Consider the following 18,013-nt stretch of genomic DNA (forward strand, 5'->3'; position numbering starts at 1 on the left):
GAATACCTTTGGGTGCTATATTTTTATATTAACTTTGAAAATATTGTATACTATTTTTAAAGAAAGAAATGTTGGGGGTGATGGTAATTGGTAAAAAAATATTGGGAAAGCATAGTACCATACTTAACCATAGCAACAGTATTGCTAGTAATGTTATTTGTTATAACAGTCTGGCTTAAAGCTTTGGGATTCGAATCAACTTATATTGTCGCTTGGATTGGTTTTCTTGGTTCAATTCTTGGTGGAATTATTGGAGGGGTAGTTACTTATTTAGGGGTTAAGCTGACATTAGAACATCAAGAAAAAAGTAGGTTTTTAGAAAGTTTCAATAAAAAGATAACAGTGGTAGACGAAGCAGTGGATAATTTAAAGTCTATAGTTTCATTAAGTATGTTATTTGTTAATTATGGGGATCCAGTTGGGATCGATAAAGGAAAATATATAATAAATCAACTTATTATTTTTAACGAGAAACTTGAAGTCCAGTTACCTAAATTAAGAGAAACGATAGATTTCGATGTGTATTATATGATTGACCTATATTCACGCAAACTTTTGACATTAAAACCACCAGAAGGCATAAGCATGGATGAACATTTGCTTTGTTATTATTATGATTCGGAAAAGATTGATGAATACTTAGACAGTGCACAGAGAATCTGTGGAGAACTCTTTAATTATAAGGATAAATTAGTAAAGAAATACTACGGGCACTCATATTGAATATCTAATTGCTTTAGCGGCATCTAAGCAAATATTGCAACCTAAAAAGTGGCGGATAAAAAGCAGATTTTTGGCAGTAAAACGACAGAACATTTGCCTCCGGAGGTGTTATAGTAATAGTGTGGAAAATAGAAAGACGGTACGTGCAAAGAAGTCGTAGTCAAAATGCTGCGGCTCTTTCGTGCGTATGTCTAGCTTCCTTACGCTCTTATCATTATATATTGAATTTGAATTCACCACTTTACAATTATAATGGCCAACGTGACAAGGCTTATGAAAATGGCAGATACACTGATAATAATCGTTGAATACTGGATGCGTGTACTGAAATTAGTTTAAAGTGGCAGACAAATGGCAGATATTTGGAAGAAATATGGCAGAACATTTGTTTTAATGTATGCTATATTTGTATTGGGATAACTTGAAAAGATGGATCGTTGAGGTACAGGAACCCGCCTAGTGTTGTAAAGATTGCAGGTAATTAGTAGCAGTGTATATTAGTAAGAGAGCAATTCCTGCTGCAAATGCACTAATTAGTGTCTTTCTCAAATTGACCACCTCCTTTTGACCTATATTGCTTTCAACGGAATAGGAGGAAATACCTTCCTAATGTCGAAAGTAAATTCAATTGGAGGGAATTATATGAGCGAGTACAAAGATAAAAAATGCTTTATTGTAACACCTATTGGTGGTGATAATACTGATATAAGGAGAGCTGCGGAGGGAGTTATCGATGCAGTAATAATGCCACTTCTTATAGAATTTGGTTTTGAGCCTGCTAATATTACTGTGGCGCATAGAATGCCTCACCCTGGTTCAATTAATAAACAGGTGATTACAAGAATCTTAGAGGATGACATTGTAATCGCAAACTTAACCAATCTCAATCCAAATGTGATGTATGAACTGGCTGTTCGACATGCATCAAGGAAACCTGTAATACAAATATGTGAACAAGGCACGAGGCTTCCTTTTGATATTATAGAAGAGAGGACAATCTTCTACACTAATGATATGCTTGGAACTGTTCAACTTAAGGAAGGACTCTCATCTACTATTGCTGAGATTCTTAAGGGTGACCATCAGCCAGATAATCCTATATATAGAGTTATTGAAAGTAATTTGATTCAAAATGCAGATTTAAAAGATGCAGATAAGTATATGATTAGTCGTTTAGACCAACTTGAGGGAGTAATTCTGAAATTGGTTAACAAAAACAATAAGATATCAACTAACAAAAATAAATCAAGAGTTCGTAGTAATAGAACATTTTTTATTCATTTTATAGGTGAGTCAAAGGAGTTTAATGATGCTATTGGAGAGATACAATTTGAATTATTTAGCCATGGCGTATTTATCGATAACGCTAATGAGTTGGTAGTACCTCCTTCATTAAAAGAAGCTGGAATCAAAGCAGCAGCAATAAACATTGAAGACCCCGATGGTTCTATTAATCTTGATATTTTTCAACACATTGTTAACTCAGTGTTTGAAAAGCACAACCTTGAAATTGATCATATCAGCTTATCATGAAATTAGGGAAGGTTATAATTCGAACGCTGCTGATAAGCAGCATTTCGCTCAAAAAGTAAGGCAGATTATGAAAAGAGTCGCTTATTACGGCTCTTTTTGTTTTGGAAAGATCACGCATTTGACAGGGGGAGCCGATGAAGAAATTGAGTGTCAAAAACCTTCAATTAGCAAGGCAGTAGAGATGCTTGGCTACGAATGGGGAGTAAGAAATATTCTACTTGCGCCCGCTTGATAAGGACGGTGATTTGAAGTGAATACGGTCGAACCAATTCGCAGCACTGAGATCATTGCTGCCATTAAACGCGATCTTAAGGAAAGGTCATATCGCGACTATGGTCTATTTATCACTGGGATCAATTCAGCATTAAGGATATCGGATATCGTCAAATTACAGGTTTTGCATATGAAGAAGCCAGAGCTATATATAAGAACGACCAAAACCGGGAAAGAAATTTTTTTACCCATCTCAGACTACTTACGGAGGGAACTAAGACCACTTATGGAAGGTAGAGGGGATCATGAATACTTATTTCTTTCCCGTCAGAGGAAGAAGAAGGAGGGTCTACGTAAATCGATTGACCGAAGCGTTGCATATCGTCTACTGAACAGAATTGGTAAAAAATATGGATTGGAGCGTATAGGCTGTCACACTCTAAGAAAAACCTTTGCGTACCATCACTGGAAGAAAAACAAAAACACGGCGATCTTGAAGAATCTCTTAGGTCATCAGGATGAATCACATTTACTTCGGTATATCGGCATCATCCAGGATGACATCAATTCAAGCATGAAAGGGTGGCATTTGTAACAGTGCATCATATTGAGCAGATGTCGCACTCGTTTTTATAAAGGAATGCAGAGCTAGATAGATCAAGGAAATTCGGCGTGTAGTGAGTGCACCACAATATAAGATATGGTGCACTCACTAATATTTAACATTTAGTGGTAACGATGGAATAAAACATAGGGAAATATCGTGAAAAACGGTGTGGAATGCCGCTTGTTATGGAAAATCGTGGGTCCTTCTGACGTCCAAACTCATGCGGGTGCTAGCGACCCCAAAATCGAGCTAGATACAAATTTTTTTTGATCGCTTCGTTTCTGTATGCGTGGGCCTGTATAAAAATTCAGAAGCCAAAAAGCCTTGATGTGTCAAGGTTTTTTTGTGTTTTAAGGGGGTGTACACCGTCACTTATGCGAAAAAGAGAACCGTCAAATAAGACACAAAGCGAAATGATTTTTACAACCAATCAGCTTGCGGAATTGTTAAATGTGACGCCTCGAAGGGTGCAGCAGCTGGCGGAAGATGGCACCCTTGTTAAATCCGAGCGCGGCAAATACAAAGCATTCGAGAGTATTCAAAATTACATCAAGTCCATTCAAGGAAAACAAGGGGATGGAAACACTGATGTTGACTATTTCAATGAGCGAGCCCTTCATGAAAAAGCAAAACGAGAAATAGCCGAGATTGAGTTATCCGTCATGCGTGGGGATCTTCATCGATCCCAGGATGTAAAGTATGTCATGAATGATATGCTTGCCGCTTTTCGTTCCCGTATGCTAGCTTTGCCTGCCAAACTATCGCCGCAACTGCTTGGAAAAAATAAGCTGCCGGTGATTAATAGCCTGTTGACGTCTGAGATCCGCGAAGCCTTAAAGGAGCTATCTGAGTATGATCCACAAGCTTTCTATGCTAAAAGCGAGGAATATGTGGAGTTGAGTGATGATGAAGATTCCGAATAAGACAAAGCGGTTATTTCAAGAGATTGCTTTGCTTCTAGCTCCGCCTCCAGATCTTACCGTTTCCGAATGGGCGGATGGTTATCGCAAACTATCCTCCGAAGCTTCAGCAGAGCCGGGACAATGGCGGACGGATCGGGCGCCATATCAACGCGGTATTATGGACGCAATTAATGATATTGATGTGGAAACGGTTGTTGTGCAGTCGTCCGCCCAGGTCGGAAAAACCGAATTTCTTTTAAATATGATCGGGTACCACATCGACAATGACCCGGCTCCGATTATGCTGGTTCAGCCAACGTTAGACATGGCACAGGCATTCTCAAAGGACCGGCTCGCACCGATGCTTCGAGATACGCCAGCCATTCGCGGCAAGGTGAAGGACGTTCGCAGCCGGGACAGTGGAAACACGCTCTTGCACAAGGTTTTCCCTGGTGGTCATATCACACTCGCTGGGGCAAATTCCCCTGCATCCCTTGCCAGCCGTCCTATCCGTATTGTTCTTGGGGATGAAGTGGATCGTTATCCGGTGTCGGCTGGAGTGGAGGGTGACCCAGTTATGCTCGTTTCCAAACGGACAAATACCTTTTGGAATCGAAAAAAAATATGGGTAAGCACACCAACAACAAAAGGGACATCACGGATCGAAGCCCTTTATTTGGGGAGCTCTATGGAACAGTGGTGTGTACCCTGCCCGAGTTGTGGCGAACACCAGCCGTTCAGCTGGGCACAAATCAAATTTGATTACGATAAAGAAACTCAGATGTGCACCAAAGCAGAACATGCTTGCCGGTCATGTGGCGCGCTTCACCCAAAACAAGATTGGCATCAAGAAGATGGGAAATGGATAGCTCGTAAACCCAATGCGAAAACACGCGGCTTTCATCTCAATGAGTTCGCCAGCCCATGGAAGCAATGGGAAACGATTGTCGAAGAATTTCATACGGCCAAGCTTGGCGGACAAGAAACCCAAAAGGTATGGACGAACACCTCACTGGGGGAAACGTGGGAAGAAGAAGGAGAGCAAATTGAAGACGAGCAGCTGATGAAGCGTCTAGAAGGCTATAAGCATGGTGTTCCCAATCAAGTCAAAGTGCTTACCGCAGCGGTCGACGTCCAGGATGATCGTTTTGAAATTGAAATTGTTGGATGGGGTGCTGGTAAAGAGTCTTGGGGCATTCGGTACGATAAACTTTATGGCGATCTGAAGCAACAAGACATTTGGCGTCAATTGGATGAATACCTTTCGCGCAGTTGGAGTAATGCCGAGGGAAAGAAATTTGTCCCTGCCATTACATGCATCGACTCAGGCGGTCACTTCACGACCGAAGTTTATCGCTTTTGCAAACCAAGGGAAGCACGCCGTATCTATGCGATCAAAGGAAAAGGGGCTCAAGATGGGGAGTATGTTCCTTTCTTGAATGGTAGCAAACGTACTCCACGGGAAAAAACCGTTTTGTTTAATCTTGGAGTCGATGAAGGAAAAGCGAAAGTCGTTTCCAGACTTCAAGTTGTTGCTGAAGGCCCAGGTTATTGTCATTTTCCGATCGATCGAGGGTACAACCAGGACTATTTCAAAGGGCTTACAGCTGAAATCATGGTAACGCGCTACCGTCTTGGGGTTGGTTACAAGGTATGGAAAAAGGTTCGTGACCGCAATGAGCCGCTAGACCTTCGGGTATATAACACCGCAGCCCTTGAAATTCTAAATCCTAACCTGGATGAAGACCGCAGTACGGGACCGCCTGCAGCCGTACAGCGTAGTAAGCGCAGGGTGATAAGTAAAGGACTTTAAACGGGAGGTGAAAGGAACCATGGCATGGACATTAGAAGATGCAAAAAAACACTTGGATGCTTGGCTTGCTGCTGAATTGGCCGTTTCAACGGGTCAATCCTACCGTATCGGTACACGGCAGCTAGAACGTGCAAGTTTGTCAGAGATCCGCCAGCAAATTACCTTTTGGCGGAATGAAGTCAGCAAATTAGCTGCAAATCGCCGTGGCAGCCGAGTCATGCGCGTTGTTCCGCGTGACTTATGAACCGATTGGACAAGATGATAGGCATTTTTGCACCCGAAATGGCATTAAAACGGCACACAGCGCGTATGAAAATGGAATTTTTAAACTCTGGATACTCCCATCATGGAGCCAGCAGGACCAAGAAATCGATGATCGGTTGGCTTTTTGGCGGTGGATCTCCGGACGAGGACATCATCGATAATGCTGATACGTTGCGGCAACGGTCAAGGGACCTGTACATGGGCGGTGCAGCTTTAGCAACTGGAGCCATAAAAACAGCCAGAACCAACATTGTCGGTACTGGGCTGCGACTCAAACCGTCCATTGATGCGGACTTTCTAGGGTTATCCAATGATGAAGCGCAGCAGATCAAACGGACAATCGAGCGAGAATTCACCTATTGGGCTGAATCTGTCGATTGTGACGCAGCTCGGGTCAACAACTTTTATGAGTTGCAGCAGCTCGCTTGCTTATCCCAATTTATGAGTGGAGATTGCTTTGCCCTACTGCCCGTCTTTTCACGGAGACATTCTGTTTATGATACTCGCATTCGATTAATCGAGGCGGACCGCTGCTGTGACCCTGATAATAAAAAGGGCAAAGATATCAAAGGTGGCGTTGAAGTCAACGAAAATGCGGAAGTGGTCGCTTATTGGTTTGTTAACCAGCATCCGCTTGGTAAATCCGAAAAGCGAAAAGAATGGGCTCGCGTAGAAGCGTTTGGCAATCTGACGGGGCGGCGGAATGTGCTGCATTTAATGGAATCGGAGCGACCCGAACAGCGCCGAGGCGTACCGATGCTTGCGCCGGTTATCGAACCGCTTAAACAATTAGGGCGCTATACCGAAGCTGAGTTAATGGCCGCAGTTGTGTCCGGGATGTTCACGGTCTTTATCGAATCGGAAAGCCCGGAAACCCCATTAGGGCAAGGTATCAACCCGGAATTGCAGGTGGATGATGACGATCCAAACAGTTACGAGTTGGGCAACGGTTCGATTATTGGTCTTGCTCCAGGTGAAAAAGCAACGTTAGCAAACCCCGGACGACAGAACACAGCCTTTGACGGCTTCGTAACAGCTGTTTTAAGACAAGTTGGTGCTGCTTTGGAAATACCCTTGGAGTTACTTGTCAAACACTTCACAGCGTCCTATTCTGCGAGCCGTGGCGCGTTATTGGAAGCATGGAAGATGTTTCGGATGCGCCGTTCGTGGCTCGCCTCCGATTTTTGCCAGCCCATATACGAAGAATGGTTTACTGAAGCCGTCGCAAAGGGACGTATCCCAGCGCCCGGCTTTTTTGATGATCCTTTAATTCGAAAGGCGTATACAAAAGCCGAGTGGCACGGACCGTCTGCAGGTCAGTTGGACCCACTAAAAGAGGCGACAGCGGCAAAACTCAGGGTCGAGGAAGGATTTAGTACCCGTGAGCGTGAGACAGCAGAGTTAACCGGTGGTGACTTCGAAATGAATCACCGGCAGCGCGTGTTAGAAGAAAACATGCGCCGTAAAGACGGCTTAATCGTGGAAGGAGGTGAAAACAACAATGACCAAACCCAAAAAGTTCTGGAATCTAAATCAGATGACGAAGAATAGCGCTGAAATCACGATTTATGGCGATATCGGGAACAGTTGGTGGAACGATTCGATATCCGCCAAGCAGTTTTCAGATGATTTGAAAAGCCTGGGCGATGAGGTAGAGCAAATTACGGTTCGCTTAAACAGTGCGGGCGGCAGTGTATTTGAAGGATTAACCATTCGATCTATCCTAAAAAATCACAAGGCGGATGTAACAGTCCATATTGACGGCTATGCAGCTTCCATCGCCTCCATTATTGCTATGGCTGGTGACAAAATTGTGATGGCTAAAGGGTCCATGATGATGATTCATAACCCGATGAGCTCCATGTATGGAGGCGAAGCAAAAGACTTTCGCGAAGCTGCGAACTTACTGGACAAAATCAGAGATTCGCTGGTTTCGGTTTATGCCAACCGAACCGGTCTATCCACCGATGAACTCATTCAGATGCTGGATGATGAAACGTGGATGTCAGCAGAAGAGGCCGTACAGTACGGTTTTGCTGATGAAATCGAGGATGGAAGCCCCGTAACCGCCAGCATTCGTGGAGCAGTCGCCAGCGTGAATGGGGTGAGCTTGGACTTTTCCAATTTCCATAAGGCTCCCAAGCTGCCGAGTGCAGCGGCTTCCTTTGATAGGCAAGCTCCACAAAACAAACCGATACCTAACGATCCTAATAACGGAGGTGCAACCATGTTGAGTTTGGAAGAACTGAAAAACAAATATCCAGATGTATATACCGAGGCCGTTGCTGCAGGTATCAATCAAGAACGCATTCGGATGCAGGCGCTGGATAATCTTGCGATGCCAGGCAATGCAGATATTATTGCAAAAGCGAAAGCAGACGGTACATCCGTAGCCGAAACAGCCGTCAACATTATCAAAGCCGAAAATGCCAAGCGAGCTGCAGCAAACACAAACATACAAAACGATGCTAACGCGTCAGGTGTAAATGCTATTGATCCTGGAGCCGCTGAAGATTTGACTCAGACGGAAGAAGAAAAGTCAGACGCTCACGCGGATGCACTTGCAAAAAAATTCATTCAACGTAGAGGAGGTATAATTTATGGCTGAACAACTCATTCATACGTACAGCACAAACTATGATAATTTGATTGCTGGTTCCGCACAGATCCTAACGGCTGCCGTTACTTTGAAAGCAGGCCGTGCCTATTTACGGGGTTCCGTTATTGCCCTAGCGACAGCCGATAGTAAGGGGTCCTTAGTGGATTCAACGAAAACGGACGGCACAGAGACCCCATATGGCATTTTAACCGACAACGTGGACGCTACAACGGCAGACGCTCCCGGCATTGTCTATCTTGCTGGTGAATTTAATGGTGCTGCGTTGGTGTTTGGTGGAACCGATAAGCTGGATAAACATCATCAGGCACTGCGAAATATCGGCATAACTGTTCGTAAAACGAAGAAAGCCTAAAGGAGGATAACCTACCCATGCCAAACGAAATTAGCATTTATGAACCGCGTACCTTACTCAAAGCCGTCAAACAGATGCCGTCAGCAAGTACCTTCCTCAAAAGCACTTTTTTTGGTGGTAAACCCAACACATTTGTCACCGAGGCGGTTGACGTTGACTATAAAAAAGGCAGACGGAAAATGGCGCCTTTTGTATCTCCACGCCTTGCAGGTCAAGTGTTAGACCGTGAGGGGATTGTCACCCAAACATACAAACCCCCTATGGTTAAGCCGAAGAAAATTCTTACGGTTGGCGACTTGCAGCTCCGAACGATGGGTGAACATATTTATTCTGGTAAATCACCCGACGAACGCGCCATTGAATTGTTGGCCGAGGATCTTCTTGAATTAGAAGAAACGATTACACGCCGTGAAGAGTGGATGGCAGCCCAGGTCATGTTCACTGGGAAAGTGGATATGATTGGGGAAGGTGTCGACCAAACCCTGGATTTTAATTTCACGAACAAATTGATTCTAAGTGGTACCGAAAAGTGGACAGATCCGAACAGCGATCCTATCAAAACGCTGGCAACCTTACGTTTGTCAGTCATTCAAAAGTCCGGCTTAACAGCAGACATGGCAATCCTTGCCTCTGACGTTGTGCCGGACTTTATTAATCATCCACTTGTTATGAAGCTATATGATAACAAAGGCATGAACATTGGCAAAATCGATCCCAAACTCTTACCGAATGGGGTTACATACTTGGGTACTGTCGTAACAACAGGGATGGACCTGTACAGTTATGATGAATGGTATTTGGATGATGATACTGATCCAGATAATCCAGAAGAAAAGCCTATGGTACCTAATGGCTATATTTTGGTTGCCTCCAGCCGTGCACAATCCAGTATGTGCTATGGAGCTGTCACTTTGGCAAAAGGGGAAACCTTTGTTACGTATGAAGGAGCTCGAATTCCGGATTCTTGGATGCAAAAAGATCCTGCTGCCCGTTTTGTACAGATCAACAGCCGACCATTGCCAGTACCGCATGAAGTGGATAGCTGGTACGTCTGCAAAGTGAAATAGGAGGAACCAAGACATGCCCATTATAAGTAAATGGAACATTCAACATGACGGGGAGCTGTTCCCTGCAGGAACCATTGTTCATGTGTTGTCAAAGGATGAAGAACAAGAACTTGTTGATAACGGCCAAGCTGAATTTATCAATATGGATCTTGAACAAACATTACATGAGGATGATTCCCTATCTGTTGAGGCATTCACCAAGCTAAGTGCAGCTGAACAGAAAGCCGAACTGGAGAAGTATGGTATGACGCCGGGTGCCAATGGAAGCGAACGAATTGAACAGTACACCGTTTGGCTCGAACAAGGGCTGTAAGATGCCAGGCCCTTCGTTTAAAGAGTGTATTGCTGTTGATATGGGTACCTTTATCAACCCGTCTGAATTTGCCGACAAACATATCATTGATGGCAAGTCTGTCATTGCTGTGGTTGAAGACGATACCGAAGGAAAGCACCCTCTGGCTTATGCCGAGGGTGTTTCTCTTTATCAGACAATGGTCTATATCGAGGAACATATTTTGCCGCGCCGACCGCCAGAGGGGAGCCAAATGGAGCTTGATGGTGAATGGTATACCGTCATGAAAGTTTCAGTGGAAGACGGGCTCATGATTCTAGCTCTGGAGGCGAACCAAGCATGATGAAGGTGGATGCAGCTGAATTGAAGATAGCAGAGCAAACAATCCGCACCTTAAAAACCGCGGCGCCGCGTGTCTTTGCTTCTGCACTCAACCGAACTGCACAAGGGGTCAAAACGGAGGCCGTAAAAAAAGTACGGGAAACCTACGAAGTCAAAGCGACAGACATTCGCCCTCTTGTCAAAGTGCGGCACAAGGCTAGTGCCCAAGATTTAAGGGCCGAGGTTGCTTCAAGCGGTCGAAGCATTCCCTTGATCCGGTTTAAGACCAATCCACGAAATGTGCCAAAGCGTGCTCCAAAATCGTTAAAAGCGACTGTCAAAAAAGGCGCTGCCAAGCTAATTAAGGGTGCTTTCGTAACAAAAGCAGGCGGTCATGTTGGCGTTTTTTCACGAGTCGGGAAAAAGCGGTTACCTATTGAGCAGCTGTACGGTCCAGCGATGCCAGTCATGCTGAATCAACCTGGCGTCATTTCTCATTTGAGAAAAGAAGCACAGCAGCGGTTAAAAACCCGAATGGATCATGAAGTAAAACGCGTACTCGAAAGGAAGGGAAGCAAGTGACAGCCGTGTTATTGCAGCATGCCATATGTAAGCAGGTGGAATCGATCATTGCTACGATGGCGCTGGAAACCCCGAAAAATGGGGATCGTGTACCTTGCGTCCATGCTGGGTACTTGCCACAGCAGCGCAGCTCCGATGAAGATAACAGCGATATTCCCTATATCCTCGTTCGTGTTGTGAGCGGTGAGGATGATATAGAGCAAGGAACTGTGCGAATCAAGCTATTGTTTGGGACCCATTCGCGAGAAGATGACGGATTTTTTTCGACTTTGAACTTGATGGAAAAAGTGCGTCAAGGATTGTTGAAATCAAGAACTGTTGATGACAAGTACCGCATGGAAATGCCGTATAAATGGCATCTGTTTGAAGATCAACCGTATCCAGAATGGATCGGAGAAGCTGAGACCATTTGGACGGTACCGACCATCATAGAGGAAGTTCAATATTGAAAGGAGCAATTCCATTGGAGAGACATGGTATTTATACGAAACAAGTACCAACTTCGGTTCTATCCACGATTACGGCCTCCGCTGTTCCTGTTGTATTCGGTACAGCACCCGTAAACCTAACCAAGCGGTCTACAGTACCAGTTAACGAGCCGATTCTATGCTACAGCTATAATGAAGCTGTGGAAGCATTCGGATATAGCGATGATTGGGATCGATTCACACTATGCGAATTTATCTATTCGCAATTTAAACTATTCGGACAAGCTCCTGTTGTGTTCATTAATGTGATGGACCCAGCCAATCATAAAACCATCGTTGTACCTGTTAGTATTCCGTTAGTAGATGGCGATGCGGTTATTGAAATGGAAGGGGTCCTGCTGGATAGCATCTCGGTTAAATCGGTTGAGGGAAGCACCACATACGATAAGGAAGTGGACTATACCCTTTCGTTCAATAAACAAGGCTTCGTTGTGGTTACAAGAACCAAAGAAAGCACGATACCGGCACAAGCTGCTGAACTCAAGATCGGCTATGTCAAATTGGACCGGACAACCGTTACAAAGTCTGAACTCATTGGCGGCATCGATGGAGCAACAGGAAAGCGCACAGGATTGGAATTAATCCAGCAAATTTTTCCACGGTTTGGCATGGTGCCGGGGCTCATCCTTGCACCTGGATTCAGCCATGATCCAGAAGTCGCCGCTGTAATGAATACCAAAGCAATCAACATTAATAATCATTTTCGTGCTATGGCCGTGGTGGATATTCCAACAGATACGGTCAATCAATACACCCTTGCACCGGAATGGAAGAAAAACAATGGGTATACGGCAGACTCACAAATCGTTTGTTATCCTAAAATCCGCCTGGCGGAGCGTATATTCCATATATCGACGCAGGTAGCCGGTGTTATATGTCAAATCGATCAACAAAATGGCGGCGTACCTTACGCTTCACCATCCAATCAGCCATTAAAAGCAAATGGTGCGCTGCTTGCGGAAGGTTCTGACCTGTTTTTAGGTCCAGAAGAAGCAAACTATCTCAATGCGAACGGCATTGTTACTGCTTTGAATTTTATTGGAGGATGGAAGGTTTTTGGCAATCGTACTGGTGCTTACCCAGCAATATCCGATCCAGTTGAAGCCTTTATTCCTGTACGCCGTATGTTTGATTGGTTAAGTAACACGATCATTTTAACCTACTGGCAGAAGCTTGATAACCCGGCCAATAAGCGGCTGATTGAAACGATCACTGATAGTATCAATATTTGGTTAAACGGGCTGCAATCATCTGGCTATCTGCTTGGTGGCCGCGTTGAATTCCGCAGCGATGAGAATCTGTCCACCGATCTAATGGACGGCAAGCTTCGCTTTCATATTTTTGCTACTCCGCCGTCACCGGCACAGGAAATTGAATTTTTGCTGGAGTATGATGCCCAGTATTTGGCCGATCTAACGGCCTAAAAGGAGGTAGTCTCATTGAAACAAGTACTAGAAAAGCTGACATCCTATTCGGTTTACTTGAACGGCTCGGATTTCCTTGGTACCGCAGATGTTCAGCTGCCAAGCCTCGAATATTTGACAGAAACGGTCAAGGGTGCCGGTATTGCAGGGGAAGTAGACTCCCCGACAATCGGTCATTTTGGCAGTATGTCCGTCACGCTGAATTGGCGTGCTGTTGATCCCAATGCGGTGAAATTGGCTGCACCGAAAACCCATGCTCTTGATTTTCGGGGTGCACAGCAAACGTTTAATGCAAGCAGCGGAAGCTATGATACATCAAGTGTGAAAGTTTCTGTACGTACTATTCCGAAAAAATTTGATATCGGTAAATTCGATGTAGGGTCCACCACGGATAGCACCAATGAATTTGAAGTCATTTATATGAAAATGGTGATAAATGATGCTACGTTGGTCGAGATCGATAAATTTAATTATATCTGCATTATTGATGGCGTGGATTATCTCGCTAAAGTACGTGAAGCACTAGGAATATAGGGGGAGTAAAACCATGAATACACCTGATGTTATCGACAATAACCAAGAAATGAACAGTCCAATCATTACACTTAGCCGAAGTATTGTCTTTGATGGGGAAACGGTCACCGAATTGAATCTCAACCTGGATGAGCTCACAAGCGAGGATTTACTTGCAGCAGAGCGCCAAATGAACGCGATGAACAAAGGAATGCTGCAGCCTGTGCCGGAGCTCTCCAAATTGTTTCAAGCACTTGTGGCCGCTCGAGCTGCTAAAGTGCCAGGTGAATTAATTACACAACTTTCAGCAAAAGATTTTTCGAAAATCACATTGCGGGTACAAAATTTTTTGCTCGGCTAGGGTTGGCTGAACAAAGGGGGTCACTGCTTCGAAAAGCAGCGGCCTCCCTTTCTATTTCTAGCCATACCCCAATCTCTTATTGGTTGGACATGCCCTTATATGAGCTATTCCAATGGATTCAAGATATCAAATCCATGAAGCCAGAAACGAGGTGAATCATGGCAAAGCAATACGAAATCGCATTTCGTTTAGCCGCACAGTTGGGCTCAAATTTCAAGCAAACCTTCGCGAATGCTGGGAAGATTATTGAGGGGTCAGCCGAAAAGGTTGCATACATCGCCAAGACGGCAGCCATTGCAGCTAGTGCCGTTGCAGCAGGGGCCGCAACGTTAGGTGTTGGGGCAATGATAGCTACAAACGATTACCAAAAAGCAATGAACAAGATTCAAATGTCCACGGATACCACAACAGAGCAAATGAAAGAAGTCAGTAAGATTGCAGAAAATTTGTATGGGCAAAACTTTGGCGAAAATTGGGATGACTTAGCTGCAGCCATATCAACAGCAAAATCGGTGACGAAACTTCAAGGTGATGAGTTAGAACGAGTTACACAAAATGCACTTATGATGCGAGATACGTTCGATTATGACGTCAAGGAATCCATCAAGGCAACCGATACCATGATGAAAAATTTTGGTGTCAGTGCAGAGCAAGCCTATACCTTGTTGGCACAAGGGGCAAAGCAAGGTTTGAACAAATCTGATGAGCTTCTGGATACGGCCAATGAGTATAGTGTCTATTTCAAATCGCTTGGTTTTTCAGCGAATGAAATGTTCGATGTATTTGGTGCGGGACTGGATGCAGGGGCCTTTAATTTAGATAAAGTTGGAGATGCTGTCAAAGAATTCAATATTCGAGTCAAAGACGGCAGCAAAGGAAGCCTTGAGGCTTTTCAAGCTCTTGGCATGGATGCCGATAAGATGGCTCAAACCTTTGCCAGTGGCGGACTCGGGGCAAAAGCAGCGTTTAATCAGGTTGTACAAGCCATATCTGCTATCGAAGATCCTGTCAAACGTAATACCGTTGGGGTACAACTCATGGGGACACAGTTTGAAGATATGGAAGCTGGCGTCATTGCTGCCATGGGAACCGCGCAGAGCCGATTTGATGGGGCCAAAGATACGCTACAAGAAATTAATAGCCTACGTCTGGATTCACCAGGGCAATTTTTAACCATGCTGGGGCGGCAGATTCAAACACAATTCGTCTTACCGTTAGGTAAAGCGGTCATGCCTGCATTCCGAACGTTCTTTTCTTGGACCCAATCTGCTTTACCGGCCATTCAGCAAACGGTCGCAAACGTCTTTCAATCTATCGGAAATAAGATCAGCTTCATCGTTGGGAAATTGTCTTATATAGGTGATGCCTGGGCAGTGGCCAAAAGCATTTTCTCTGGATCTGAATTTAATATGACAGCATGGACCGGATTGGTTGATAAATTAACCGCCCTAGGTATAAGCAGCGAAGTTGCTCAAGGCTTTGCACAGATGTTTACCCGGTCCATGCTCAATGCCAAGAATTCGATGGATGTATTCACGAACGGGGTCAAACTCATCTACAGCCTGCTTGGTGGCGGCGCCGATATGAGCGCTTGGTCTGCCATGCAAGAATCACTTGTCAAGCTTGGGATGAGTAAAGACGGTGCTTATCAGCTTGTCACTCAGCTTTCTAGCGGATTTATCAAGGTTAAAGAGACCGTTATGCAAATCCGCCCTTTAATCTCAAGCCTTATTAATGGTTTTGCCAGTACACTTCAGCAAATCGTTCCGCTTTTCTTCAGTGTGGCATCGACTGTCCAATCAGTTGCTGGACGAATATTAACCGCCATCGCTCCTGTTATCGGGTTTCTCGTCTCAAAATTACTACCTGTACTGATGTCGATTGTCGGGTTTATAGTTCAGTCGGTGATTCCAGCCGTATCGAGTGCAATTACATCATTACTGCCTAAACTTACGGTGATTGGTGATAAAATAGCCCAAGTTTTTATGGTTGTATGGGGTGTAATTCAACCGATCATCCAAAATATGATTACGGCGTTTAATATTGCCTTTCCTATCATCCAGTCTGTCGTTATGAATGCCATTACGGCCATTCGGGGCATTATCGATGGGTTATTGATGGTATTAGGTGGCGTTCTTGACTTTATTGTCGGCATATTTACGGGTAACTGGTCTCAAGCTTGGACTGGTGTTAAGGATATTTTCAGCGGTATTTTTAGTACGCTAGGGTCCGTCTTGGCTTTCCCTATTAACCTTGCGATTGATGCCATGAATGCCGCCATTCGGGGGATGAACAAAGTCAGTTTTGATGTTCCCGATTGGGTCCCTAAAATTGGCGGCCAAAGTTTTGGTGTCAATATCCCTGAAATAGCTAAACTTGGTGGCTATGCTGATGGGGGGATTGTTTCTAGTCCAGAGCTCGCTTGGGTCGGTGAAGGTGGCGACAAAGAGGTTATAGTCCCTATCAATAACTCAGAACGCTCGAAATCATTGTGGCAAACCGCTGGAGATATGCTTGGGATGAGAAGCAACACCTCTTCTGGAGAAACAACCAGCAGCCTACCGCAAATCGTTTATGCTCCACAGATCCACGCACCAGGCGCCACAGAAGATCTATTGCAAAAGGTCGCTGACATGCTGGCAAGAGACAAACAGGATTTTGAACGGATGCTAACTCAATATTTCGCCAACAAAAAGAGGGTAAGCTATGGCTGATTACGTCACGAATCAAGGGGACATGTGGGATCAAATTGCACTGAAGGTATACGGCAGTGAAAAGGAATTGCCTGCTTTGTTAGCAGCGAATCCCCACCATGCACAGACCGTCATTTTTTCAGCTAATGTCACGCTGCAGGTCCCCACCATCACTAAAACAAGCATACGTAATGTTCCACCATGGAAAAGGGGGAGGCCAGCAACATGATAGCACGCAGGGCAGAGGTCGCTTTGTTTTATGGTGATGTAGATATTTCTTCTTCCATTTCTGAATTCTTATTAGATTTCACGTTTAGTGATAATGGAACCGGCAGTGTCGATGACCTGCAGATCTCGTTAGAGGACCGTAATCAACTTTGGCAAAGTGACTGGGCTCCATTTCAAGGGGATACCCTTATTGCTTCCATTAAGTTAATTAACTGGTATGGTGAAGGAACCGAGGATACCTTTTATTGTGGATCGTTCGAGATTGATGAAACCAGCTGCTCGGGACCACCCGATACCATTCAAATTAAAGGGGTTTCAGTACCGGTATACTCTAGTGCTCGATACGAGAAAAAGAATAAAGCATGGGAAAAGGTCAAATTATCCACTATAGCGCGAGATATCGCCCGAAAATCCGGTCTTTCCTTAGTCTTTGAGTTGGAGGATGACCCAACCTATGACCGTGTGGATCAAACCGAACAATCCGACCTTGGTTTTCTGCAATCTGTGGCCGTCAAAGAAGGTGCTGCAATGAAATTAACGGATTCGCAGCTTGTTTTATTTGATGAGCGTGTTTATGAACAAGAAGAGCCTGTGTTATCGCTTGTTCGTGGACAAAGTGACATTTTGTCTTATTCGTTCAATTTTAGTGCGGCAGATGCTGCATACAGTGCTTGTGAAGTATCTTATTTCGATCCTAAAAAAGGAAAGATCAGCTACACATTTAAAGCACCTGGAGCTCCCGATGATGGGCCTGTCCTACGGATCAATGAAAAGGTCGATTCCATCCAAGAAGCTATGAACTTAGCCAAGAAAAGCTTGCGTGAAAAGAACAAAGAAGGAAGCAAAGCAAGCTTTTCCTTGATGGGTAACCCCGATTTGATCAATGGGGTTACCATTATGGTTTCTGGATGGGGCAAGTATGATGGCAAGTATTTTGTCACAAGTACCAAACATTCGGTTGGTAGTGGGGCATATAGCACGGACATTGAAGTACGGCGCGTTCTGGAGGGATACTGA

Annotated in this window: 20 protein-coding genes; all 20 read left to right on the forward strand. The window is 44.5% G+C overall.

The window, feature by feature from the left end; all coding sequences use genetic code 11:
* Positions 1–87: 87 nt before the first annotated feature.
* On the forward strand, positions 88–723 hold the full coding sequence (locus tag BP97_RS0126030) for a hypothetical protein (RefSeq protein ID WP_028551744.1): 636 nt from the start codon (positions 88–90) through the stop codon (positions 721–723).
* Positions 724–1,365: 642 nt separating this feature from the next.
* The gene (locus tag BP97_RS39115) at positions 1,366–2,256 is read left to right on the forward strand and encodes a hypothetical protein (RefSeq protein ID WP_051620976.1); all 891 of its coding nucleotides are present in this window, start codon (positions 1,366–1,368) and stop codon (positions 2,254–2,256) included.
* A 250-nt stretch (positions 2,257–2,506) separates the two neighbouring features.
* Complete coding sequence (locus BP97_RS0126045; protein WP_028551746.1) at positions 2,507–3,064, forward strand: tyrosine-type recombinase/integrase; 558 nt, start codon at positions 2,507–2,509, stop codon at positions 3,062–3,064.
* A gap of 386 nt (positions 3,065–3,450) precedes the next feature.
* Positions 3,451–3,999 (forward strand): hypothetical protein, encoded by a 549-nt coding sequence (locus BP97_RS0126050; protein WP_036746549.1) that lies wholly within the window; start codon positions 3,451–3,453, stop codon positions 3,997–3,999.
* On the forward strand, positions 3,980–5,791 hold the full coding sequence (locus tag BP97_RS37475) for a phage terminase large subunit family protein (RefSeq protein ID WP_036746550.1): 1,812 nt from the start codon (positions 3,980–3,982) through the stop codon (positions 5,789–5,791). Before BP97_RS0126050 ends, BP97_RS37475 begins: the two co-directional genes overlap by 20 nt.
* A gap of 19 nt (positions 5,792–5,810) precedes the next feature.
* On the forward strand, positions 5,811–6,035 hold the full coding sequence (locus BP97_RS0126060; protein ID WP_028551748.1) for a DUF6148 family protein: 225 nt from the start codon (positions 5,811–5,813) through the stop codon (positions 6,033–6,035).
* Positions 6,036–6,049: 14 nt separating this feature from the next.
* Positions 6,050–7,606: a phage portal protein gene (locus tag BP97_RS37480; protein ID WP_231506434.1), complete on the forward strand. Its 1,557-nt coding sequence runs from the start codon at positions 6,050–6,052 to the stop codon at positions 7,604–7,606.
* Complete coding sequence (locus BP97_RS39120) at positions 7,557–8,663, forward strand: head maturation protease, ClpP-related (RefSeq protein ID WP_051620978.1); 1,107 nt, start codon at positions 7,557–7,559, stop codon at positions 8,661–8,663. Before BP97_RS37480 ends, BP97_RS39120 begins: the two co-directional genes overlap by 50 nt.
* A complete protein-coding gene (locus tag BP97_RS0126075; RefSeq protein WP_028551749.1) occupies positions 8,656–9,027 on the forward strand; it encodes a head decoration protein in 372 nt (123 codons plus the stop codon). The genes BP97_RS39120 and BP97_RS0126075 overlap by 8 nt, the downstream gene beginning before the upstream one ends.
* A gap of 17 nt (positions 9,028–9,044) precedes the next feature.
* Entirely contained in the window at positions 9,045–10,094 is a 1,050-nt protein-coding gene (locus tag BP97_RS0126080; RefSeq protein ID WP_028551750.1) for a major capsid protein, read from the forward strand.
* A gap of 13 nt (positions 10,095–10,107) precedes the next feature.
* Positions 10,108–10,407 (forward strand): hypothetical protein, encoded by a 300-nt coding sequence (locus BP97_RS0126085; RefSeq protein WP_028551751.1) that lies wholly within the window; start codon positions 10,108–10,110, stop codon positions 10,405–10,407.
* Positions 10,370–10,729, forward strand: coding sequence for a hypothetical protein (locus BP97_RS0126090; RefSeq protein ID WP_197035539.1), 360 nt, complete (start codon positions 10,370–10,372; stop codon positions 10,727–10,729). The genes BP97_RS0126085 and BP97_RS0126090 overlap by 38 nt, the downstream gene beginning before the upstream one ends.
* Positions 10,726–11,289, forward strand: a complete 564-nt coding sequence (locus BP97_RS37490; protein WP_036746552.1) for a phage tail protein — start codon at positions 10,726–10,728, stop codon at positions 11,287–11,289. The genes BP97_RS0126090 and BP97_RS37490 overlap by 4 nt, the downstream gene beginning before the upstream one ends.
* On the forward strand, positions 11,286–11,738 hold the full coding sequence (locus BP97_RS0126100) for a hypothetical protein (RefSeq protein WP_028551753.1): 453 nt from the start codon (positions 11,286–11,288) through the stop codon (positions 11,736–11,738). The genes BP97_RS37490 and BP97_RS0126100 overlap by 4 nt, the downstream gene beginning before the upstream one ends.
* Complete coding sequence (locus BP97_RS0126105; RefSeq protein WP_231506430.1) at positions 11,735–13,201, forward strand: phage tail sheath family protein; 1,467 nt, start codon at positions 11,735–11,737, stop codon at positions 13,199–13,201. Before BP97_RS0126100 ends, BP97_RS0126105 begins: the two co-directional genes overlap by 4 nt.
* A 15-nt stretch (positions 13,202–13,216) precedes the next feature.
* Positions 13,217–13,735, forward strand: coding sequence for a phage major tail tube protein (locus BP97_RS0126110; RefSeq protein WP_028551755.1), 519 nt, complete (start codon positions 13,217–13,219; stop codon positions 13,733–13,735).
* Between the two features lie 13 nt (positions 13,736–13,748).
* Entirely contained in the window at positions 13,749–14,075 is a 327-nt protein-coding gene (locus BP97_RS0126115) for a phage tail assembly protein (protein WP_197035540.1), read from the forward strand.
* Between the two features lie 158 nt (positions 14,076–14,233).
* Positions 14,234–16,789, forward strand: coding sequence for a phage tail tape measure protein (locus BP97_RS39125; protein WP_028551757.1), 2,556 nt, complete (start codon positions 14,234–14,236; stop codon positions 16,787–16,789).
* Positions 16,782–16,997 carry a tail protein X gene (locus BP97_RS0126125; protein ID WP_028551758.1) on the forward strand — a complete coding sequence of 72 codons (216 nt, stop codon included), beginning with the start codon at positions 16,782–16,784 and terminating at the stop codon, positions 16,995–16,997. Before BP97_RS39125 ends, BP97_RS0126125 begins: the two co-directional genes overlap by 8 nt.
* Positions 16,994–18,013: a phage late control D family protein gene (locus BP97_RS0126130; RefSeq protein WP_028551759.1), complete on the forward strand. Its 1,020-nt coding sequence runs from the start codon at positions 16,994–16,996 to the stop codon at positions 18,011–18,013. The genes BP97_RS0126125 and BP97_RS0126130 overlap by 4 nt, the downstream gene beginning before the upstream one ends.

This window comes from Paenibacillus sp. UNC451MF (assembly GCF_000686845.1).
Taxonomy (GTDB): domain Bacteria; phylum Bacillota; class Bacilli; order Paenibacillales; family NBRC-103111; genus Paenibacillus_S.